Origin of the sequence: Ahniella affigens (assembly GCF_003015185.1) — a bacterium.
Lineage (GTDB): Bacteria > Pseudomonadota > Gammaproteobacteria > Xanthomonadales > Ahniellaceae > Ahniella > Ahniella affigens.
The window spans coordinates 2,447,099-2,470,353 of the sequence record NZ_CP027860.1; the positions used below are offsets into that span (position 1 = coordinate 2,447,099).

The window sequence follows — 23,255 nt, forward strand, 5'->3', positions numbered from 1 at the left end:
TGTCCGATCGGCGTGACATCCGCCGATGCCAAACACGCATCGTTGATTGGGAGTGATGGTCGCACCGAAGGTGCGCCTATTCGCGCATCAAACTGTCAGCGACGATGCGCGAGTCTCACGACGGCACCGTGTGGCAAGTAGCCCTCTCCCCAGCCCTCTCCCACTCGCGTGGGAGAGGGAGCGCTCCCTCCCCCGCGAGCGCGGGGGAGGGTCGGGGAGGGGGCTACTTGCGATCAGGACGGGCATTAGTCGTAGATCTACTGAGTAAATAAATCAACGGGTTATCGTGTGTTTGATGAGAGCATCTGCCGTGTTCGCACAGCAACACCTACCTCACCCCGGATCAAGTCCGGAGTGACGAGAGGTGAACCTATGCGCAGCACTAACGGATCATCACCGCCTGCAGCGTGGCGATCCGCGCGTCCAGATATCGGTCAGACCACCATCCAACGGATCGCGAAAATTCACGCCTTCGGTCAGTGGGTAACAGCCGACTGACCAGCCTACCGCCCCAAAATACTCCAACTCATCAGCGTTGTCGGCGTCGTTTGAGCTGACTTTCTGTTGGGCCTTGTTGGCCTTTGCCAAATCTTGGTTGGCAGAGGCGTAAATCGTTTGACAAAACGGCCCCACTACATCACTCGCGGTCTCGAAGTACGGATGCCGATGCGGGAACCCCGCGACGCTGCCGAAAAATGACGTGAGACCAGTGACCTTACAGTATTCTGTCTCACTCGAAAGCCCAGTTACTCCCAGACTGACGTTGCCGGCTTCACAATTGATGATGCCGCCTTGCTCGCGATTCGAGCGTGGCATTGGCGACAGGTAGTTGATGATCTCTCTCTTGACGTCTTCAACCAGACAGGCATTCATCTCGAACGTGCGCTCAAAATTCCGCGGCTCGCAAAAGTCGCAGTCGCTGATCTTGTATTCGATATTCGACTGGCCCTTTTGCGTCAGCGCAAAACTGATATCTCCTGCCCCGCGCTCACTGCCTTCAATTTTCCAGCCACCCTCGATGTTGTCGCCACAGATCTTTTCCAGACCGCTTTTGAACTTGATTTCCTTGGGTGCGGCACGGATGAAGGTGGTGAATTTACGGATTGATTCGTCCTCGGAAGCGGCCTTGTTTGTGTTGCGTTTGATCAGGTGCCGCTTGGTCTCGATCTTCACGTCCTGATCCAGCTTGCTCAGATCACAGTAGAGCCGCACCTCTTTGTCGACTGGCGCCACCGTCGTGCCGCAGGAGCATGTCGCACTCGCGCGCACCATGTATCGTTCTGGCTTTTCATAGAGATTGCTGACGGAACGCCCTGTGTCCGACTTGCCATCGCCAAAGGTCCAGCTGATGGTCGGATCCTTGCAATCGCCGTCAATACTGGCCTTGAACTTCAGCTTCGTACCTTTGCGATGAATTGGTTCGTCAATCGGATCGGGACTGCCATTGATCAGGACCGTCATCGTTGCCGTTCCGGCCCGTTCTATTCCTGAAACCTCGCACTGGTTGTCGCCGTCATTCGGCGGCGGTGGCGGCGGGCCGCCACCGCCCCATCCGGCCTTACTAATGCCCGATCCAGCATCGCTGACAATCCGCGAACCATCTTCGCTGACGGTGCCATAACCCATCGGAACAAACGCCGCCAGATCGTGATCCCACTGGAAGATCGGCAGGCTGCGGCCCGCTGCGAGGCCATCCGTATTGGGAATGGATACCTGGATCGGCGGGTCAAAACGCGTATTGGTAGGCTGGATCGTCCAACCAATTCCCGCGAACTGCCCGGCCAGTCCAGGCGGCACCATCGGGAGCCGGTCGGCATGCACGGCGCTAACCACCAACGGGCCGATCCGGCTGCCGTCCGGAAACGTCACACTGTTGGCTCGCACCAACATCTCAAAGCCCTCAAAGCCAGGCACCGTCAAACGGACATCCTCTGCGCCACCGACCAACACGGTGCGGCTCGTCTCCACCGGCGGCAGATAGATGGGATGCGGCAATCGATTGGCTTCGCCTTGAATCACGGCCGATTCAAAATGCAACGCCGGATACTCGAACTGCGATCCGCCGCGGGTGAACTGCACGTCTCGCCCATCGACAAACAGGTCGATCTTGCCGGCCGGTACCTGATCGCTGAATTGAAAGAAGCCAGAGGCGTCCGACAGCGTCGTCAGCGCCGTACGCCCGATGGATAGCCGGACACCTTCAATGGCGCTCCCGTCGTGATCCATGACGACACCCGACAACGCAGTCGCGGCGTCACGCCGAGCCAAAACCTCGAGTTGAAACCGGACATCGCCAAGCCTGCTGTCATCGTCACGCACAACGGCAGCGCTGATCAGCAAGGTCCCGGCATCAGCGCCCGTATCGGGACGGGCCGCCGCAATCCCGTTGCGATCGGTATGAGTGCGAATACGGCGCGCATCGGGCGTCACCACGCCACCGGGCGCGGACGTGGCACGGAACGATCCCGGGCCCGACACCACCTGGAATTCAACGGTCGCATCCGCAACCGGGTTGTCAGCGGCATCCAACACCTGCACCAGCAATGCTTCCAGGGGCGCGCTCAAGGTCGACACATACTGCGCCCCAGACGCGCCAAACAGACCAATCTGATGCGCTTCCCCAACTTCCGCACTGGCCGTGAACACGACGACTTCCGCTTGATCGGGCCGCGACACTTGCACCATGTCGCTACCCGGGCGCGCATCTTGGCCCAAGCGCAACCAGACCTGCGCCAGTCCCGTCGCGTCGGTCTGAACACTCAGGTTGCGCGCCGGGGTGACACCGTCGGGACGATTGGGTTCGCTTCCCGATCGAATCGAACCGCTGCCACGAACAATGTCAAAGCGCACGGTCTCATTGGCCATGGGTTCACCCGTGTTGTCAACCGCCTGAACGGTCAACGGCTGCGGCAATTCGGCACCAGCAAGCGCTTGCTGGCGATTCCCCGACACCTGCAGCAAGCGCTCGGCGCCCGCGCCACTACGAACGACTCGAATGTCCTGGCTCCGGCGATTGCCCAGTGCATCGATGGCGCTCACACGCAGTATGTTGGCGCCGACTTCGAGCGGCACATCGGTCGCCAGAAACCCGAGGTTACCGACTTGCGCCACCACCACCGAGCCGTTGCTCAGGTTCAAGACCCGCGCTTCCGGGTGGGTGGTGCCCACACGCCCTTCGACGGCGTCGTTCGCGATACCGCGCACGTCTACCGTCTGGGTCGACACCACCGCATCTTGCGCTGGCGCGGCGACGGTCAAGACCGGTGCGGTCTGATCGACATAGACGGTGATCTGTTGCGACACGGCGCGACCAAAGGTATCGGTCGCGGTCGCACTGATCAGGTTAGTGCCCTCGTGCAAAAAAAAATTGGGAAAGCTGAACGACCGACCATCCGGCGACAGGGTCGCCTGTTGCTGGTTGATTTCCACGCGACTGACTGGCGCAGACGTGGAGCCCTGAATCAGAACGGGGCGTTGCACATCACCCGTCAGATTCGCTGCCGCACCGGGACCAGGTTGTTGCGGATTCACAGGTCCCAGGGTTTCCCAATCGCGAGGCGTATCGATCTGCACGGTCGGTGCCGGCGTCAGCGTGACCTGAATCTGCTCTGTTCTGACCACGCCATTCCGGAACTGGACCCGGACCGTGATCTGGTTCGCCCCGGGACTCAACGCGACGGTGTCCAAGTAGTGATAGCGATACGCGGGTGGCTTGACCGACCGGTCCAATTCCACCAGCGCGCCTTCGCCATTGATCGTCACATCCTCCACCACGCGGCCATCTTCGAATGCGCGCACCCGCACTTCGAGCGTTGCACTCGAGACGACTGCGTTGTCTTGCGGCGAGAGAATTTCAAACTGCTGATCGCGTTCGATATCGATCGTGAAACAGCGCGACAGCACGGTCCGCAGCGCTTTCGTGTTGCGGGCTTCAAAACTAAAGCAGTGGTTTCTGAGCGGCCCTTCCGGCACCAGATACGTCAGAACCAAGCTGCCGTCCGGGCGCGTCTCGACGTTCGGCTCGGGCACCGGCTCGCCATCAACCGACAACGAATAGTCGGCCATCGGGTGACTGCCAGCGTTGAAATGAACGCGAATCAGCGGCGGCGTGCCAAACGGGATCAGGGCATCATCACTGGCCGGCTCGACACTCAGCAGTTGCGGTGCACCGCCAACCTGGAACCAAATCGCGTTGTACCCCAAGCCTGGATTGCCGGCCCGATCAAAAACCTCTACGTCAACAAAGTAGCGGTCGTCCGCCAACGGCGCCGCGGGCGTGAACGAGATACTCGAATCCGTTCTCGTCGCGAGGTCGGTGACATCGGTGTCCTCACTGTAGTTGCCGCCCAGAATGTAGAGACGCGTTCGGTCCGGGTCGATACCAGACCCAAGATCAGAGAATTGAATGGTGATGTCTGGCCTCGCGCCAGGGGGCAAGGTCGACTCGTCCAGCGGACTCCGGGCGACTTGGGGCGCGGTAGCAGTCAGGAAATTCCAGCTGTGCTGATTCGACCCCGCCTCAACCCGCACGAACTGCCGACCTTCTGGATAGGCCGTACCGGGCACATACCGAATGCCCGAGCTCTGAATGTCCGCCTGCGCGGTCACGTCGATCTCATTGACGAACAGCCGCACGTCACCGGTTGTGATCGCACCAGGGACAAACTGCACCGAAATTTCGGGAATCGCGTCGTGCTTCAACTGATCCGCATCGGTCGGCCGGGCCGTTTCCGCAAGAATCGCACTCGCGGACTCGTTCTCGAATCCGGAGCGGAACACGGCATCGGGCGCCACCAGTTTGGGCACCGGAACGGTGACCGGTACGTCGCTTTCGACCAACCCATGGGCCCATGCCCCCGAAACGGTCGCAAACACCAAGACCACACCAACCACAAGCCGCCTACTCAACATGAATTGCCCTTCCGTGATCCAAACGCGCTATCAACAAAATCTGTCCTGAATCCACCAAGACTGGACATCGAACTTGAGCGTTCAGCCTGACATTCCGACCGGCAGCTGACAATGGTACGCGTAAAATCACAGGTTATCCGATCAAGCCACAAGCGGCCCCCGATCAAACTCATACGTGCGCCTTGCCTCGACCAGATCGCCAGACTACCGGTGTCATCTTGCCATTTCTGAGCGCCCCATCAAATTCTCGCGTGCGTTCTATCCCTTTGAATAGTTTCAAGGTTGAGTGTGACCGGACAGTCACGTAACATCTAGTGAAGATTGAGTCTGGGGAGACGCAGAATGAACAGGCTTGCAAAGCGGTTGCTGATCAGTGCCCCGATCGCGGTGCTGGCTGCCTGCAGTGGCAGTGGCAATTCACCCGATCCGGTGGGTACGGCGCCACCGCCTACCCCAGTGGAGTGCACCGGCCAGTGCGCCAACGCGGGCACCTTTCTGACGGTCGCCGATGTCCAAAAGATCATCGCTCAGGCCGTCAATGAGGCCGGCGCGCAGAATGCACCCGCCACGATTGCGGTGGTGGATCGCGTCGGCAACGTGCTCGGCGTGTACCGCATGAACGGCGCCCGCACGCAGGTGACGATCAGCTCTGGCCGCGGCGTTCAAGGCGGCCTCGAAGGCGTCAGCATCATCCCAAGTGAGCTGGCGGCGATCTCGAAGGCCGTCACCGGCGCGTTCCTGTCATCCGAAGGCAATGCGTTCTCAACCCGCACCGCCAGCCAGATCGTGCAGGAGCACTTCAACCCCGGCGAATCGGGCGGCCCAAGCGGCCCCTTGTTTGGCGTGCAGTTCTCGCAATTGCTGTGCTCCGATCTGATCAACCTCCCCGCCCCGGTGCTGGCTGGCGTGCTGCCCCCTGGCGCGGCAACGACCATTGGCCCGAAAACCTCGCCACTCGGTTTGTCGGCCGATCCGGGCGGCTTTCCGCTCTACAAGAACGGCACGCCAGTCGGCGGTATCGGCGTTGCGGCAGACGACACCTACGGCCTCGACCGCAACATCAGCGACTTCGATCGCAATGCCGACGAATACATCGCGTGGGCCGGCACGTTTGGCTTTTCGGCACCACAAGATCGCCGCGGTGATCGCATCACGGCGGATGGCAAGACGTTCCGCTTTACCGACGTTGAGTTCTCCGACCTCGGCCGCGACCCGAGCACTGCACCGGGATTCAGCGGCCTGACCGGCGGTAGCCTGCTCAGCCTGTTCGCGTTCACGAATGGCGCAACGATTGTGCCGGGTACCGCGTTTGGCACAGCGGCGTCCGGCATTGCGCCGGCCACGACCGAATACGCTGGGCTCGACGCATTTGTGCTCGTCGATGATCAGGGCCAACCGCGTTATGCCCCGCGTAGTTCCGGTGTGGCGCAAGGCCTGACCACTGCGGAAGTGCGGCGAATCGTGCAGGAGGCGCTGACGGTCGCGAACCGCGCGCGCGCACAAATTCGCCGCCCGACCAATTCGCAGGCACGTGTGTCGATTACCGTCGTCGATACCAGCGGCACCGTGCTCGCGCTCGCCCGCACCCGCGACGCCCCGATTTTCGGTCTGGATGTAGCGCTGCAGAAGGCGCGCACCGCCAGCTTCATGAGTTTGTCGACCGCCGCCCAGCAGCTCAGCGCGTTACCGCCAGTGGTGTATCTCTCGCCCACCGGAGCGGCACAACCCGGCTTCTCGATCGCAACGGCCTATGTCGCGCCCACGCGTTCATTCTTCGGCCGAACGGACTTTCTGGGCGGCGACGGCGCCCCTGCCAGTGCCTCTGGCCCCTTCGCGATCAGCGCCCGCGCGGTGGGCAATATCGCGCGCCCGTTCTTCCCAGATGGCTTGGATGGCACGAACAACGGCCCGTTCAGCAAGCCGTTCCCGGCTTGGAGCCCGTTCACCGATGGCCTGCAGTTGGATCTCGCGTACAACCAGATCACACAGATTCTGACCGCTTACCTCACCGCCAACGCGAATCCCATTCTCGAACTCCGCCCCGAAGGCACCAATCTCGGCTGTACGCGCTTGGCCTCGGTCAAGAACGGCATCCAGATCTTCCCTGGTGGCGTGCCGATCTATCGCGGCGATGTGCTCATCGGCGCTATCGGTGTGTCCGGTGATGGTGTGGACCAGGACGACATGATCGCCTTTCTCGGCCTGCACAACGCTGCCACCGCGCTGAACAGCGGATTCGGCAACGCGCCACCCGGCATTCGCGCCGACTTGCTCGTGCCCGACAACACACGCCTCCGCTATGTGCAATGTCCGCAGGCGCCATTCTTGAATTCGACCGAGCAAAACGTCTGCGAGGGTAAGTGATATGCGTCCGATCTCCACGTTCCGCTCGCGCCACACCCGTGGCACACCCCGCTGGTCCAAACTCAGTCAGCATGTGGCATTTGGTCTACTGCTGGCCATTGGCGCTGGCAGCAGCCAAGCCATTCCGATTGACGACGGCATGGTCAGTTTTGACTTGATCTCGGTGATCGGGCTCGCTGGGCCTTACGATCCTTATGCTTCCGGCATTCCACGCCGTCGTCCGGGTCACCCCGCACCCGAGAAGCCGGACTTTCCCGATCGCAACGATGGTGCGATTGAGCCTGCGCCGGCCGATGTCATCGGCGAGTTCGTGCCCGTGCCCGATCGTTGGCGCATCATGGAAACGCTCGGCGTGAAGTACCCCTGGTACGACCCGTACAACAACAACGTGTATAAGGGCGACAAACCGATTCATGGCGAAGACTGGTTCCTGAGCCTGATCGGCATCGCCGATACGGTGATCGAGCCGCGCTCGATTCCGGCCCCCACCGGCATCATCTCGTCCGACGACCCGGCGCAAAACGACATCTTCTCCGGCATCGATCAAACGATCTTCTCGCAGACCGTGCTCGCCGGCATCGTCTATTACAAAGGCAACACCACGTTCAAGCCGCCAGAATACGAATATCGCTTGACGCTTGCTGCAAACTACAACCGCGTCGATGTCGACGACGTCCGCATATTGCAGATCGACCCACGCCTGGGCGACACGCGTGACGATGGCTTCTTGGCGGTGCAGGAACTCTTTGTTGATAAGCATCTGCGCGACGTCTCCGATCGCTACGATTTCGATGCCGTGCGCTTTGGCATCCAACCCTTCTCGACCGACTTCCGCGGGTTCCTGTTTCAAGACCTGCAGTTTGGCGCGCGCCTCTTTGGCAACCGCGACAACAACTTGTGGCAGTACAACCTCGCGTGGTTCCGCCGCATCGAGAAGGACACGAACTCAGGCCTCAACGACATCGGCGAAGGCCTGCGCGATGACGACATCTTCATCGCAAACGTCTATCACCAGGACTGGCCCGTCAAAGGCTTCACGTCGCAAGCGACCATCGTCCACAACCGCAATCGCGAAGATGAGTTCTTCTTCGATGAGAATGGCTTTCTCGCGCGCCCCTCGTCGCTCGGCACCGAAATGCCGCGCGAGTATGACGTCACCTATGTCGGCCTGAACGGCGATGGCCACTTCGGCCGGATCAACCTGACCGCGTCGGGCTACTTCGCGTTCGGCGACAACGACAACACGTTCACCGGTCGCGACAGCGACATTCAAGCCGGCTTCCTCGCTGCCGAAGCCTCCATGGACTTCGACTGGATCCGCTATCGCGCCTCCATTGCGTATGCGAGTGGCGACGACAACCCATTCGACGACAAATCGCAAGGCTACGACGCGATCTTCGAAAATCCGATCTTCGCCGGCGCCGACACGAGTTACTGGATCCGCCAGAACATCCCGCTGATTGGCGGCGGTGGCGTCGCACTCGCCGGCCGCAACTCGTTGTTGCCGTCACTGCGCTCCTCGCGCGAACTCGGCCAATCGAATTTCGAGAACCCCGGTTTGCATCTCGTCGGCCTCGGTGCCGATTTCGACATCACCCCCGAGTCCCGCGTCAGCGTGAACGTCAACGAACTCTGGTTCGATGACAGCGCCGTGCTCGAAGTCGCGCGCAACCAAAGCCCGATCGACGAACACATCGGCACCGATCTCTCGCTCGCCTACATCTGGCGCCCGTACGCCACGCAAAACATCGTGCTCCGCCTGTCCGGCGCCCTGCTCTTTCCGGGCGACGGCATGAAAGATCTCTACGGCGACGACGACACGTACTACACCGTACTCGGCAATTTCATCTTCAGCTACTGAGGACACCCCCATGACTTCGATGCTGAATGCCCCGATTTCGCAAGCAGCCCCCTCCCCAACCCTCCCCCGCTATCGCGGGAGAGGGAGCCAAACATCCGCCGCTCCCACCTCAGCGCAAGCCCCCACTTCTCCCGCTCCCACGCGAGCAGGAGAGGCCCCCACTTCTCCCGCTTCCACGCCAGTGGGAGAGGGCCGGGGAGAGGGCTACTTGCCGCAAGCTTCCAGTCGCACCCCAGCACACCTCGATCCCGACTTTCGTCGGGATGACGACAACAAAAACCGCCCGCGAACCACCACCCTCGTCATCCCGACGAAAGTCGGGACCCAGAGCAACCTCGCGACCAACCCCCAAAACACCGTCATCCCGACGAAAGTCGGGACCCAGGGCAATCTGCGAAAGATCCTCGCCATCGCCGCCAGCCTCACATTCACCCTGCTGTCGTTCACCGCAACCAACGCAATCGCCGCCGAAGAAAAACCCGTCGACCGCACCTACGTCACCGCCCCGGCCGCCCCTGAAAACCAAACCCAAGCCGAAGCCGACGCCAAAAGCGCCGGCTGCGTCACCTGCCACACCACCACCGACCGCCACACCATGCACCGCTCCCCAGCGGTCGTGCTCGGCTGCACCGACTGCCACGGCGGCAACGCCACCGTCAAAGCGCCAGGCGGTGACTTCGAACCCCGCCACGCCGTCGAATACGGCGAGCATGTGCCCAAACACGGCAAGCTCGGCAAACACAAGGACGACCACTTCGGCCACGCGTCGCCCTTCGACCCGCTGTACCAAAGCGCGATCGACAACGCCCACGTCTTGCCGCGCTACCCGAGCCATTTCCCAAGCAGCGCAAACCCACCGGGCAACTTCGCCAAGCTCAACAAAGAAGCCCCCGAATTCATCCGCTTCGTCAACCCAGGTGATCTGCGCATTGCGCGCGAAGCCTGCGGTGCCTGCCATCTGCAAACCGTGCAAGCCGTCGAACGCAGCCTCATGGCCACCAGCGCCATGCTCTGGGGCGGTGCGAGCTACAATAATGGCATTCTCCCGTACAAGCGCTACATCCTCGGCGAGAGCTACACCCGCGATTCCGAACCCAACATCGTCAAAGCCCTGATCGCCACCGGCGATGAAAAGATGATGGCCCGCGGCATCCTGCCGCAGCTGTTCCCACTGCCGGCTTGGGAAGTCATCCCACCCGCCGACATCTTCCGCGTCTTCGAACGCGGCGGCCGCAACATCAACACCACGTTCGCCGAAACCGGCTTGCCGAACTCCCTCGGCCAGATCCAACGCCTGGAAGAACCCGGCCGCCCCGACCTCAAACAAAGCAACCGCGGCCCCGGCACCGGTCAACGCGTCGCCATTCCGGTGTTGAACATCCACAAGACCCGCCTGAACGACCCGCACCTGTGGTTCCTCGGCACCAATGACAACCCGGGCGACTTCCGCTCCTCCGGCTGCACCGCCTGCCACGTTGTCTACGCGAACGACCGCGACCCGCGCCATTCCGCCGGCTACGCGCAATTCGGTAGCACCGGCAGCACGCAGACGATCGACCCAACCATCCCGAAGAACGAACCCGGCCACCCACTGAAGCACGAGTTCACCCGCGCCATCCCCACCAGCCAGTGCATGGTGTGCCACATGCATCAGCCGAACATGTTCATCAACACCATGCTCGGTTACATCATGTGGGACTACGAGTCCGACGCGCCGTCCATGTGGCCAAAGAAAGAAGCCAAGCCCACGGACGAAGAAATTCGCCTGATCAACGAGCGCAACCCCGAAGAAGCGGCGATTCGCGGCCTATGGTCCGACCCGAAATTCCTGCACCAGGTCGCCGAGAACAACCCGAACCTCAAGGACACGCAATTCGCCGACTATCACGGCCACGGCTGGAACTTCCGCGCCGTGTTCAAGCGTGATCGCGAAGGCACCCTGCTGACCGCCGACAATCAACCCATCGACGACACTGACCCGAAGAAGTTCGAGAAAGCCGTGCACCTGTCGTCGATCCACGTCGACCTCGGCCTGCAATGCGTGGACTGCCACTTCTCGCAAGATGCGCACAGCAATGGCCACATCGTTGGCGAAGTCATGGCCGGTGTCGAAATCCAATGCCAGGACTGCCATGGCACACCCGACGCGTATCCGAACCTCTCGACCAGTGGGCCGATGGCCAGTCCGAAAGGCAAGCAACTCGCCCTACTCCGCAACCCGGACGGCAAGAAGCGCTTTGAGTGGGTCGATGGCAAGCTGATCCAACGCTCCGTCGGCACGCCCGGTTTGGAATGGACCTTGTCGCTGCTGAAAGACACGTCAGACAGCCAGAAGCCGGACTACAACGCCAAAGCCACGCGCGCCCACACCGTTTCCAACAACCCGAACAACCAAACCTGGGGCGCCGATGTGCCCAAGGCCGAGCGCGCGCACAACGAAGACAAGATGCTCTGCTACACCTGCCACACCTCGTGGACCACGAGCTGCGGCGGCTGCCATCTGCCGATCCAGGCCAACTGGAAGACCCCGCGCAACCACTACGAAGGCGGCGACACGCGCAACTTTGCGACGTACAACCCACAAGTCGCGCGTGACGACATGTTCCAGCTCGGCATTCATGGCGAGATCAAAGGCAACAAGATCGCACCGGTCCGCTCCAGCTCGGCGCTCGTCCTCAGTTCGACCAACAGCAATCGCGAACGCATCTACATCCAGCAACCACCGATTGCTGCGTCGGGCTTCTCGTCGCAAGCCTTCGCACCACACTACCCGCACACCGAGCGCCGCGGCGAAACCAAGACGTGTACCGATTGCCACTTAAGCGAGCAGAACGACAACAACGCCATCATGGCCCAGTTGCTGCTGCAAGGCACCGACTTTGTCGACTTCCTCGGCTTCAACGCGTTTGTCGGCGGCGAGAAGTCCATCAGCGCGATCCCAGTCACCGAGTGGGATGAACCGCAAGCCGTGATCGGCTCGTACCTGCACCGCTACGCCTACCCCGAGCGCTTTGAGAAACACACCAAGCGCGGCCAGGAACTGCCCGAAGGCTACAACCACAAATCCAACGCGGCTCAGTGCCTGCAGCATCGCGGCGAATATCTGTTTGTCGCCGAAGGCAGCAAGGGCCTGCGCGTCTATGACATCGCGTCCGTTGCCAACAAAGGCTTCTCACAACGCATCGTCAGCGCACCGAGCTCCGAACTCGGTCAAGACATCAACGTCGAATCGAAGAACGCCACGTGCGTGGTATTGCCGACCACCCAGCCCATCCATCCGGCCCGCAATCAAGGCGACCTGATGCGCGTGACCAACATGGAGCAGGCGTTCCTCAGCATCTACAACTACGCGTTTGTGACCGATGCCGAAGAAGGCCTGATCCTCGTCGACGTCAACACCTTGTCCGACGGCGAGTTCCGCAACAACCACCTCGACCGCGCCCTCACCTGGAACGAAAACGGCGTGCTGACCGGCGTCCGCCACCTCGCCATTGCCGGCACCTGGTTCTACGCGGCCACGCCCAAGGGCATTGTCGTACTCGACATGACCGAAGCACTCAAGCCCCGCTACGTCACCACGATTGCCCTCAACGACCCACGCGCGAGCCAAGTCCAGTTCCGCTACCTGTTCGTGACCACCGCGAAAGGACTCGAAGTCGTCGACGTCACCAAACCCGATGCCCCAAGACTCACCGGCGCTAGCGTCACGCTCGCCAGCGCCCATAAGCTGCACGTCGCCCGCACCTACGCCTACATCGCCAACGGCGCTGAGGGCATCGCCATCGTCAACGTGACGAAACCCGAGGCGCCCACGCTGTACCAAATGTTCAACGCCAACGGCCAAATCCAGGACGCCCGCGACGTCGTCGTCGCCAGCACTAACGCCTCCCTCTACGCCTACATCGCCGACGGCACCCACGGCCTAAAAGTCGTCCAACTCTTCTCCCCCGAAACCCAACCCAAGTTCTACGGCTTCAGCCCACAGCCGAAGCCGCAGCTAATCGCCCACTGGCAAACCCCGTCGCCGGCTTTGTCGCTGAGCCGCGGCTTAGAACGCGATCGTGCGGTGGATGAGACAGGTGGCCAGATTGCCGTGTTGGGCCGTATTGGCTCCAGACCGTTCACCCATCCGGAGATGGAGCGGTTGTATCTGGACAGCCAGGGCAAGCCTTGGACCGTGACGGATCAGGTGGAGGGGCCGAATGGGGTGATTTCGAAGCCGTTGGAGTGGAAGGCTAATCGGACGATTGATACTCAACAGGCCAGTGGCAAGGATGACATCCGATGACAAATTCAAACTTAACTACAAGTCACGATACCGAAGCCGCCATTCTGGAGAAGTATCCGATTGAAGATATTGAAGACAATCTTGATGATGATTCTGTGCAGGCAGTTAAATACTCAATCTCTAGCTTTGGCGTCGATTATGATACCGAAGGCGCTGTTCGCCGCCTAAAGCGAGGAGACATAGCTGTCCCTGACTTTCAGCGGAGCTATGTCTGGAACATTAGTGAAGCGTCTCGCCTTGTCGAATCGCTCCTTCTCGGATTGCCAGTCCCAGGCGTCTTCCTGGCGGCGGAGCATGAGACAAAGCAACTCCTCGTAATCGATGGACAACAACGGCTTAAGAGCCTATTGTTCTTCTACGAGGGATTCTTCAATCCGATCGATGGCGAGACAACTCGCCGAGTGTTTAGCCTCCAGAAAGTCCAGAAACATCTCGAGGGCAAAACTTACGCCACGCTTTCCGAAGAAGAGCGTAGGACACTCGACAATGCTGTAATACATGCAACGGTAGTCAGACAGGACTCACCCGAAAACGATGACACCGGCATGTATCACATTTTCGAGAGACTAAATACCGGCGGCAGAAAATTAGTGCCTCAGGAAATTCGGACTGCCGTCTATAGGGGGCAACTGATTTCCGCGCTATCGCGCATGAATGCGAATCCTGATTGGCGTGCAATTTACGGGCCAAGCAGCCCACGGTTGAAGGACCAGGAGCTCATAACGCGGTATCTTGCCTTCCGAACTGGGTGGCAGTCCTACCAAGCACCAATGACTGATTTCATATCCTCATTCTGCAAAAAGAACCAAAACATCGCAGATGCAGATTCTCGATTGCTTGAGCAGGAGTTTTCAGCGGTTATCGCATTGGCACGATCATCTCTTGGTGATCGCGCGTTTCGCCCCAAGCGCGCACTGAATGCAGCACTTCTCGAAGCGTTCATGGTTGCATTGTCAAGCCTGATGCAGAGCAACCAAGGCAGTATTAGTCAAGAGAAGATTGCGAGCTCTTACTCGAAGCTAATCGCTGATCCTGGTTTTATCAGTGCTATTAGCAAATCGACCGCTAACGAGAAGAATGTTCAACTGAGATTCCTGCTAGCCAAGCAGTATCTTGAGCAACCATGATTCGCTCGAATGCAATTAGAGGCAAAGCCGACTCGCTGAAGCGTTTGATAACTTCTGTCAAGTCCAACAAGGACCTCCCCGACGAAGTGGTCGGGCATATGGGGCGTTATCTCTGTGTTATCTGCGCAGGATTCATCGAAACAAGTCTCGCAGAGGTGTTCGCTGACTACGTAACAAAGCGATCCGCAGAGGAGGTAGCCAGCTTTTGTCTCGATACCCTCAGGAAAATCCAGAACCCAAAGGCTTCCCGAATTGAGGAGGTGTGCGCGAGATTCGACAAGTCAATTTCAGTGCCACTGAAGCAGTACCTTGATGACGGCGCCGGCGCTCGAAGACTTTCAATCGATTCTGTAATGAACAATCGGCACCAGATTGCGCATGGGAAACAGAGTTCAATTACAATTGGTCAGGTCGAAACGCATCTCGAAAGGGCAATCGATGTTTTTGTTTTCATCGAGAATCATTTTCACCTTTAGTCAATCTTTGGTGGAGCACAAGCTCACCGGAGGCCCCGACAATTTCCGGAATCCTGATCTTGCCGAAGCTTTCGGGACACCCTTCATCGGGTGGCTTTTTAACAACTGCCACGTAGACATACACCGAACGCGAAATTAATGCACACCGTGCCATTCGGAAATCGCTGAGCCAAATTTCAGAATCCGAGGACCTAACCAGCCAGTTGATTTGCTGCGACCAAGTTTAGGGAGTTGCAAGACAGCAACGATCGGCTCGGGCACTATGAATTCTGGGCGCCGTGACCGCGATGCTTTCCTGGAAGACTCGGACACTTAATCGCACGATCGAACCCGATGAGATCAACAACGCTTGAAATGTGCTGAGGCATCACACGCATACGGGCACCGATCAGCGCACCGAAAACGGCGTCTGCCAACGCATGACCGCCGAGTTGGTCCTGAACCTCCGAGTGGGCAATTAGATCCATTGTGCAGACTAGACGGATATTGGGAAACCGTTCGGAGCAGAGCCTAATCGCCTTCCGTTCGTCAACCACCGCAACAGCTGACTCCTGAGCTGAATACGCGACAGTTGCGGCTTCGCCGTCGTCAAGGGTATCGGCAGCGACTCCTACCACAAGACTCTCGAACATAGCCAACCCTTCACTTTTGAGCGACACAATGTCGACAAGCCCAATTCGAACAAGACCAGCCAGCATGTCTGCATCGCGTCTTGCGTTTGCGTGACAATTCTGAAGTTCATGGGCAGCCAAATCCACTACCACCGCGCGGAAAGGTAGTGCTTTCAAAATCGCTTCCGCGCAGCCTGTCGCATTCAGATTAATTACGACACTAGTGTCCATTACAACGACTTTGTCGCCATCAGAGAGGGAGCTTTGGAGCGCCATCGGGCTCGTCCTCCAGCATCTCAACATCTTGAAGCATCCCCCTCAACTCAACGCGATCCAAGTTCAGGAGCTGCGCGAGCTGCCCCTCGCTGAGGAGTTCGCGTCGGTAGGCCTCTGCGGCCAACAGATTAAGGCGAAGCGTCGTTGGGCGATCGGCAGCCCCCTTGTAAAGATCGGGCAACTGCAGATCGCCTAGCACTTGCCGCTCTTGCGTATCCGTAATGCCTCCATTCGCTACGAACCAATCCCAGCTTCCCTTCTTGGTTAGACTGAGGTCTTCAAGCCGGCGCACAATTGCCTCACGCGACACCCCGAAGTAGTGCGCTAAAACGATAACATGCCTGCGGGTTAGTTGCGACGATCCTGCAGTCACCTCACCAAACTTCTGCTTTATCGCGTTCGCTGGGGTTAGGAACGCAATTCCGAATGCAGTAGCATACCGCTCTTCGCGCGTGTTCCCCAGTTCACTCAGATGCAGTATCTCGGGTTCCCTGCGAACCGATATGAAATGTCCAAGTTCATGGGCGCCAGACTGGTTACGCCGTGCGCGCGGATGATTGGCATTTAGAAGAATGCAAGCCCCGAGCACATCGTCGAACACAAATAGGCCCGACACATTGCCGTCGACACGCCTAACATATACGCGGACCCCGAGTTCCATTTCAAGAAAGGTCACAATATCGTGTACCGGCGCCTGACCCAAACCACACCTCTGGCGAAGCTCAGCTGCGTCATGCTCTGCTTGGACCCTGACATCTCCAGGCAAGATCGGACGCTCCGCCGGATAGTTTCGAGCCCTCTTGACACCCAATAGATTTTCGAGCTCGACCTCCGCGCGCGCGAGATCGGCCAAGATAGCAGTTGCCTGGGCTGCTACTTGGTTGTTATCGGTTAGCTTACGAAATCGGGGCGCAAGATCGACATGCACGGCTTCTTGCCTGAGAAGCGCATTTACCGAAGTGCCATAGAGTTTCGCGAATTGTTGAAGCTCAGCTATTCGGACTCGTCTTTGCCCTCGCTCGATCGCAACTAAGGTAGTTCGAGCGATCGACATAGCGTCAGCAACATCTTTCTGAGTAAGTCTTGCAACCTCGCGCGCGATTCGAAGGCGTTCGCCAATCTCTGCGAGCGGCATAGGGTCATGCGTCGTGCCGATCATGACCTTCTGGTCCATTTCACGATGAACGATGACTCACCAAGCGCATCAAGAAATCCATTCCATTCTCGTTTATGCTGAGACAATAGCCGTGCAAGTCGAGCACCAGCCTCGCTCTCAGTGAGCGAAAGTGCCTTTGCCAACTGTGACGCTGCAAGTTTGATCGTTCCATTGTTCATTTGATCCTCCTGCAGGGCAGATAACTCAGCGAGATGGAGCGTGCCCGCGATCGCGTATTGATACTGAGCCTTCAACACATGCGTGAATCCGCCTGCCGCTCCTTCATTGAAAGAAGATGCCTTGAGGTTTTCCCAAACGTAAGTATCGGGCCTTTCGGAGAGACCTGCTGCATGCACGCTCATTCGTCGCAGCTGACATGCGGCGCAGACTCCACATTGTCGCTTCTTGTGCTCAACCGAAACTTGGTAATTTGGTTGCCAACAAGACCAAGTGGTTGCCCAAGCTGGGCCATCACAGCACTCTTTGACAAAGGAATCGAGGGTTTCTCCCTTTGTATACCAAATCCTCGGAAACGCATAGCAAATACGGCGCCCGTACAGCGCGAACAACACCTTCTCCATGCGGGACATAAACATCGGATGGTTTCGATAGTCCTCGTAAGTTTGGCCGACTGGGACAAGTGCGGGCCCGAGTGCACCCTGGCCGCTTTCTGGCACAATGATCCTGTTCGCCTGCACGAGGTATGCCGCAAGTCCACTGACCATGGCAAACTTGAAACCACGTGACCGAGCAGACGACTCCACAAACTTGGAGTTGGTTCGCTTGACCTTATAGGGTATCGAAGTAAATGGTTGCTTCTCGGTTGACTCCGGCGAGCAGAAGCGCTTGGTCCCGAGTCTCACGCGCATCATTCTGTCGCCCATCTGCTTGTGCATTAGTCCTGCCACGGCACACGAATCAAGGCCGTCGCTAAATGGAATCACTGCATCAATGTCGCTCGCTATGGGGATTGGGACTTGTTTCGGCAAGGTGAACGGCGTTCGGCGTGCGATGAATGATAGGCTCCATCGATCGCCCGTAACAAAGCACAACGCGTCGTGGAGTGCTCGGCTGACTTCGCTTGCATTCCAACGTTCCGGTTCGTGAACAGGAATTCGGAGTTCGATCTCCCGCCCCCAATGTTGGACTGGCCGGCGAAAGATGCGATCGCAGAACTCTACGGCGCCCATTACTATGAGCGCGTCGTAAATGATCGGCTCCCACTCTCGTAAGCAGTAGCTCTCAAGAAGCTCGGTCGTGAAAGTGAGGTTAGTTCCGATATGGCACGGGGTGCGCCCCGCGCGAGGACGAGAGCCGGCGTCAAGGACATCGACTGCAAGACTTGCCAGTGGTTTCATGTCTGGGGTCGATTTGTGGCTGGTCTTCACAGCGCCACTCCTTCATCAAGACCGACGTGTTTTCTGGCGTGAGATGGGCGTTTCACTCTACCTTGTTGCGAAAAAAGCAGCCGAGCTAACGCCCGTCGGTCTCCATCTGCAAGCGCGTTCCAGACTCGTTCCCGAACCTTTCGAGTAAGGCTGGGCGGAGCCTCGCGAATGTAGTGCTCTTCGATCTGACGATACGTGCGAGCTTCCCAAGCCTCCACGGTTCTCTGAGTGGCTTCAATCATTCCGATTTCACCACTAAGTCCTTCCTGTACAACCATTGCGGCATGCTCAATCAGGAGCCGTCCTAGCGGGCGGCCCGCAGCAAGGTCCGACAGCGCTTCGACCTCTTCAACGCGATCACTTGCAAATAGCCGGTGCTGTGGTTTTAGGAACAGACCGTGAATAGCGACCACCAGAGCGGCAGGCACGTCCTTGCGCCACGTTTTCTCAAGCGCAGTGAACGCTGCGTCGGCAAGGTCCTCGCGACTGTAGTTCCCATTTTCGGCGAGCTTTGCAAGCTCCCTCCAGTGTCTTGCTAGGGGCAGACTGCGAAAAGGGCCGTCGCTCATGGCACACCTCCTATGTCAGGTATGGTGAACTTTTTATCTGACAATGTCAAGTTCTATCCAAATGGAGCCACGCAGGACATCGATGGACGCCCCGACAAAGTCAAGAACGACCTTGCCGGACATCGATGGACGCCCCGACAAAGTCAAGAGGTTTTTGATCGGGATCTGCATTTTCTTGAGGTGACTTTGCAGTTTGCGGGCAACACCATCCGTGCCGGATCGGTGTCGCCGGGGATTGATGGATGCGGAGCATGCTGGGCGATCAGCGGGCGCCTATGTCGCCCGCCGACCAGCATGCAGTGATTCGTTGAGGGCTGGATGGTCGCGGTTAGGTTGCAGTCCTTGGTTTTGATCTGGTTTCTGGTTGACGACAGTCGCACTGGTCAGCGGGCAAGGGGTCACGGACATCGATTCGGCGTCTTGGTGGGAAGCCTTGGCGGACACCCAACAATTCAGAAATTTCTGACCCCAATCTCAGATTTCAGCCAATGCGCCGGGTCTGGCGGAATGGCAAGATCACCTGAACTCCCCGCCAAGGAAGGCGATCAGCATGCCGCAAGCGCGCGAACGAACCGTTCCGACCAACTGCTCAGGCTATTACCACTGCGTCAGCCGCTGTGTCCGGCGGGCTTGGCTCTGTGGCTACGACAAGGTCAACGACAAGAACTACGACTATCGCCGCCAGTGGGTTGAGGACCGGCTGATGGCGCTGGCCGAGGCTTATTCAGTCTCGATCTACGCCTATGCCGTCATGAGCAATCATTTGCATGTGGAGGGACCATACCGGACACCCACCAACTCAGAAATTTCTGACCCAATTTCAGATTTCAGCCAATGCGCCGGGTCTTTGGGATTGGCAAGATCACCTGAACTCCCCGCCAAGGAAGGCGATCCCCATGCCGCAAGCCCGCGAACGAACCGTTCCGACCAACCGGCCATACAGGACACCCACCAATTCAGAAATTTCTGACCCCAATCTCAGATTTCGCCCAATGCGCCGGGTCTTGGGGATTGGCAAGATCCCCTGAACTCCCCGCCAAGGAAGGCGATCACCATGCCGCAATCGCGCGAACGAACTGTTCCGATCAACTGCTCGGGCTTTTACCACTGCGTCAGCCGCTGTGTTCGTCGGGCTTGGCTCTGTGGCTACGACAAGGTCAACGACAGGAATTACGACTACCGCCGCCAGTGGGTTGAGGACCGGCTGTTCGTGCTGGCCGAGGCCTATTCAGTCTCGATCTACGCCTATGCCGTCATGAGCAATCACCTGCATGTGGTGGTGAAGGTCGATGCGGTGGCCGCGCAGGATTGGTCCGATGAAGAGGTGGCTCGGCGCTGGTGCCAGGTGTTCCCGGGTTCCGACGATCCGGAGGCACAACAGGCGCGTATCTCTAACATCGCTGCAGCGCCGGAGCGGGTGGCAACGTATCGGGATCGCCTGCGCAGTTTGAGTTGGTTTATGCGCAGCCTCGCAGAACCGGTCGCGCGTCAGGCCAACCAGGAGGACGACTGCACCGGGCGGTTCTGGGAAGGCCGATTCAAAGCCCAGGCCTTAGTTGACGAGCGTGCGTTGCTGGCGGCCATGGTCTATACCGACTTGAACCCGATTCGGGCAAGGACGACTGAGAAGATCGTCGAATCGAAGCACACTGGCGTTTTCCAACGCATCGTCAAGATTCGTGCAAAAGAGTTGCTGCGGTTCCAACCAGTTCGGCCGATCGCAGGCATACCGCAGGAGGCCCTGAGTCTCAGCAACAAGGCCTATTTGCAACTGGTGGACGACACCGGCCGCCAATGGCACCGGGGCAAGTCTGGCCGAATTGCCACCAGCACGCGATCCATCCTGGCTGAACTCAAGATCGAACCCCACCAATGGGATGACCAAGTCCGTGGCTTCGGGAAGAGCCGCGTCACCGCAATGGGCGCGTTGGACCGACTCATCGAGTTCGCCCGCGACACGCACCGGCACTGGCTTGTGGGGTATGGACTGGCGCGCCGGGTTTATTGGAGAGCAATGGCGTTCTGATCGCCACTGGCCCATTCTCGATCATCCACGCGAGGTCCAACTCGAGAGCGATGAGCTTTGTTGCGTTAACACAGGCCATTCGGTGGGAAATCGTCACGCCCTACTTCGCCGACAGCTGCGCGTCGGGCACTTAGCTGCGGCCCTAGTCTGCACAGTCTTAGTCCCCTTTGGCAAGCGCGCACTGCAGATTCGACCCGAAGTCTGATCACTCGAATCCCGATCACGGAAACATCGCCGTGCCGCGCGCGGCCTGGCGAAGTACATGGATGTCCACCAGTCTCCGCTCGACCGGAAGAATTGGCTGTTCGCCAGCTCACCCCAAGCCGGTCAACGCGCCGCGAACACAATGAGCCTCGTGCACAGCGCAAAGGCCACTGGCCATGACCCGATGGCCTACCTCGCCGACATCCTCGAACAAATCCCCGTCACGCCACCTGAGCAAATTGCAGGGTTACTGCCGCCGGTTTGGAAGCCGGCGCAAGTATGAGATGAAGCGCGTCGGGAGGTGCGGTGGCTGGAGGCTTACACTCGACCGCGAGTCTGCTCACTCGAATCCCGATCGCGGCAACATCGCCTCGCGATGCAGGTCCGGCGAATTGCTCGGATGTCCACCAATTCACCGCGACTGGTCTTGAGCTGTCAAAAGCTGCTTAACGAAGTGTCAGGGAAACCGGGGCAAGATCATTCCCGTCCCTGCGAGGGCACAATACCGTGAGACGGACCGGCAGCCAGGGGCGAGTGGCTGTTTACGATTATCGCGCCTTGTGGAGCCACCGAAAGTGCTGCTCATTACGCTACTAAACACTTTGTGGTAATAGAGCCATTCGAATCGCGCGAACCAATTCAACGTCATTTTTGCCTGGAGGAACAATGGATCTCGTTGCATTGCCACAATCGATCAGCAGCTTCCTTGACGCGCTCATCCCCTCACTCTCCCAGGCGGTGTTCCTCGCCATCTTTCTTCTTTACTTGCTTGGAAAAGACGCTATAGCCAAATTGCTCGAAAAGGCTCTTACCAATATCGGTTCGCCCACAGTCCTTGCGGAGGACGCCTTCGTGAGAGAATCAGGCATGTTGAAACTGGTGCCGGTCGCGGTTCTATTCTGCTCACTTCTCGCTGTCGTGTCGTTGGCTCGACTGATCAGCTTTATAGGCGATCAACTTCCAGGGCAGCTCTACTATCACCAGCCAGCGTTGATGTTCCAGTCCCTTCCGGCAGATCAGTTGGCTGATTTTTGGTCGCTCTACCCAGCTGCGAGCGACCCACACACGCTTTATCTGGTGGTAGATCAGCAGATCACACTGCTTGAGGCAAAAACCCAAGGACAGACGAGATTTCCCTGGGCTTATCATGAGGAACGATGGGCAAGTTCGAGTGATCGAATTGCGAATGTCAAGTTCTACTTGCTATTAGGACTCGCAGTCTGTGTAGCGAGTTGGAAATTTGGTTCCAACTGGCAACGAGCGACGAAGCGGTACTTCCTGTCAATCCTTCTGGCAATTCCTATTGCCGGATACTCAGGCGCAATACAGATTGAGGCGCTGCGCCAGTCTCAGTCCTCAAAATTGAACTTCCTGCTTGCCCACAAAATATCGACAGACAAACAGGCTTCGGAGACACTTGGGGACAAATCCAAGCAGGAGCACTTTCGAGAAATGGTTCAAGAGTATCTAAATGCTCATGCCGAGCCCGCCTTCAGTATGGGGCAATAGCCGATCTTCAAAGTGCCACGAACAATGCGCAGAGGAGCTAGGAGGGACCCATACAGGGCACCCAGCAATTCAGAAGTATCTGACCCCAATCTCAGATTTCAGCCAATGTGCCGGGTCTTGCGGAATGGCTAGATCACCTGAACTCCCCGCCAAGGAAGGCGATCAGCAAACCGCAAGCCCGCGAACGAACCGTTCCGACCAACTGCTCGGGCTATTACCACTGCGTCAGTCGCTGTGTCCGTCGGGCCTGGCTATGTGGCTATGACAAAGTCAACGACAAGAATCACGACTACCGCCGCCAGTGGGTTGAGGATCGGCTGATGGCGCTGGCCGAGGCCTATTCAGTCTCGATCTACGCCTATGCCGTCATGAGCAACCATCTGCATGTGGTAGTGAAGGTCGATGCGGTGGCCGCGCAAGACTGGTCAGATGAAGAGGTGGCTCGACGCCGGCCATACCGGACACCCACCAATTAAGAAATTTCTGACC

16 protein-coding genes are annotated in these 23,255 nt (G+C 58.5%); 11 read left to right on the forward strand and 5 right to left on the reverse strand.

The genetic code is table 11. The annotated features are described in order from the left end of the window. Positions 1–393 precede the first annotated feature (393 nt). Positions 394–4,911: a PKD domain-containing protein gene (locus C7S18_RS09405; RefSeq protein WP_146151842.1), complete on the reverse strand. Its 4,518-nt coding sequence runs from the start codon at positions 4,909–4,911 to the stop codon at positions 394–396. 342 nt (positions 4,912–5,253) lie between these two features. Between C7S18_RS09405 and C7S18_RS09410 the strand changes: the two genes are divergently transcribed. The 5 genes from C7S18_RS09410 to C7S18_RS09430 all read left to right on the forward strand — a co-directional run bounded on the left by C7S18_RS09410 (position 5,254) and on the right by C7S18_RS09430 (position 15,027). Beyond that, positions 5,254–7,275, forward strand: coding sequence for a GlcG/HbpS family heme-binding protein (locus tag C7S18_RS09410; protein WP_106891320.1), 2,022 nt, complete (start codon positions 5,254–5,256; stop codon positions 7,273–7,275). Position 7,276: 1 nt separating this feature from the next. Beyond that, the gene (locus C7S18_RS09415) at positions 7,277–9,136 is read left to right on the forward strand and encodes a hypothetical protein (protein ID WP_106891321.1); all 1,860 of its coding nucleotides are present in this window, start codon (positions 7,277–7,279) and stop codon (positions 9,134–9,136) included. Between the two features lie 208 nt (positions 9,137–9,344). Then, positions 9,345–13,424, forward strand: a complete 4,080-nt coding sequence (locus C7S18_RS09420; RefSeq protein ID WP_206208003.1) for an LVIVD repeat-containing protein — start codon at positions 9,345–9,347, stop codon at positions 13,422–13,424. Further along, a complete protein-coding gene (locus C7S18_RS09425; protein ID WP_106891322.1) occupies positions 13,421–14,551 on the forward strand; it encodes a DUF262 domain-containing protein in 1,131 nt (376 codons plus the stop codon). The genes C7S18_RS09420 and C7S18_RS09425 overlap by 4 nt, the downstream gene beginning before the upstream one ends. Beyond that, positions 14,548–15,027, forward strand: coding sequence for a HEPN domain-containing protein (locus C7S18_RS09430; RefSeq protein ID WP_106891323.1), 480 nt, complete (start codon positions 14,548–14,550; stop codon positions 15,025–15,027). Before C7S18_RS09425 ends, C7S18_RS09430 begins: the two co-directional genes overlap by 4 nt. Positions 15,028–15,287: 260 nt before the next feature. Here the strand turns inward: C7S18_RS09430 and C7S18_RS09435 are convergent, their stop codons facing one another. From C7S18_RS09435 to C7S18_RS09450, 4 genes are read right to left on the reverse strand one after another with little or no spacing between them, the layout of a single operon-like run. Then, positions 15,288–15,914: a PIN domain-containing protein gene (locus C7S18_RS09435; protein ID WP_106891324.1), complete on the reverse strand. Its 627-nt coding sequence runs from the start codon at positions 15,912–15,914 to the stop codon at positions 15,288–15,290. Then, positions 15,889–17,088 carry an ImmA/IrrE family metallo-endopeptidase gene (locus C7S18_RS09440; RefSeq protein WP_206208004.1) on the reverse strand — a complete coding sequence of 400 codons (1,200 nt, stop codon included), beginning with the start codon at positions 17,086–17,088 and terminating at the stop codon, positions 15,889–15,891. Before C7S18_RS09440 ends, C7S18_RS09435 begins: the two co-directional genes overlap by 26 nt. Beyond that, positions 17,070–18,458, reverse strand: coding sequence for a 7-cyano-7-deazaguanine synthase (locus C7S18_RS09445; protein WP_206208005.1), 1,389 nt, complete (start codon positions 18,456–18,458; stop codon positions 17,070–17,072). Before C7S18_RS09445 ends, C7S18_RS09440 begins: the two co-directional genes overlap by 19 nt. Continuing rightward, the gene (locus tag C7S18_RS09450) at positions 18,455–19,027 is read right to left on the reverse strand and encodes a hypothetical protein (RefSeq protein WP_106891326.1); all 573 of its coding nucleotides are present in this window, start codon (positions 19,025–19,027) and stop codon (positions 18,455–18,457) included. The genes C7S18_RS09445 and C7S18_RS09450 overlap by 4 nt, the downstream gene beginning before the upstream one ends. Before the next feature lie 12 nt (positions 19,028–19,039). Here C7S18_RS09450 and C7S18_RS09455 point away from each other — a divergent pair, with 12 nt between their 5' ends. From C7S18_RS09455 to C7S18_RS09480, 6 genes are all read left to right on the forward strand, one after another. Next, positions 19,040–19,330 (forward strand): hypothetical protein, encoded by a 291-nt coding sequence (locus tag C7S18_RS09455; protein WP_146151843.1) that lies wholly within the window; start codon positions 19,040–19,042, stop codon positions 19,328–19,330. 247 nt (positions 19,331–19,577) lie between these two features. Then, on the forward strand, positions 19,578–19,997 hold the full coding sequence (locus tag C7S18_RS09460; protein ID WP_106891328.1) for a hypothetical protein: 420 nt from the start codon (positions 19,578–19,580) through the stop codon (positions 19,995–19,997). Between the two features lie 84 nt (positions 19,998–20,081). Continuing rightward, positions 20,082–21,053 (forward strand): transposase, encoded by a 972-nt coding sequence (locus C7S18_RS09465; protein ID WP_106891329.1) that lies wholly within the window; start codon positions 20,082–20,084, stop codon positions 21,051–21,053. Positions 21,054–21,315: 262 nt separating this feature from the next. Further along, a complete protein-coding gene (locus C7S18_RS24710) occupies positions 21,316–21,540 on the forward strand; it encodes a transposase domain-containing protein (RefSeq protein ID WP_106891330.1) in 225 nt (74 codons plus the stop codon). A gap of 383 nt (positions 21,541–21,923) precedes the next feature. After that, entirely contained in the window at positions 21,924–22,766 is an 843-nt protein-coding gene (locus C7S18_RS09475; RefSeq protein WP_106891331.1) for a hypothetical protein, read from the forward strand. A 107-nt stretch (positions 22,767–22,873) separates the two neighbouring features. Beyond that, on the forward strand, positions 22,874–23,242 hold the full coding sequence (locus C7S18_RS09480) for a transposase (RefSeq protein WP_106891332.1): 369 nt from the start codon (positions 22,874–22,876) through the stop codon (positions 23,240–23,242). The last annotated feature ends 13 nt before the right edge of the window (positions 23,243–23,255 follow it).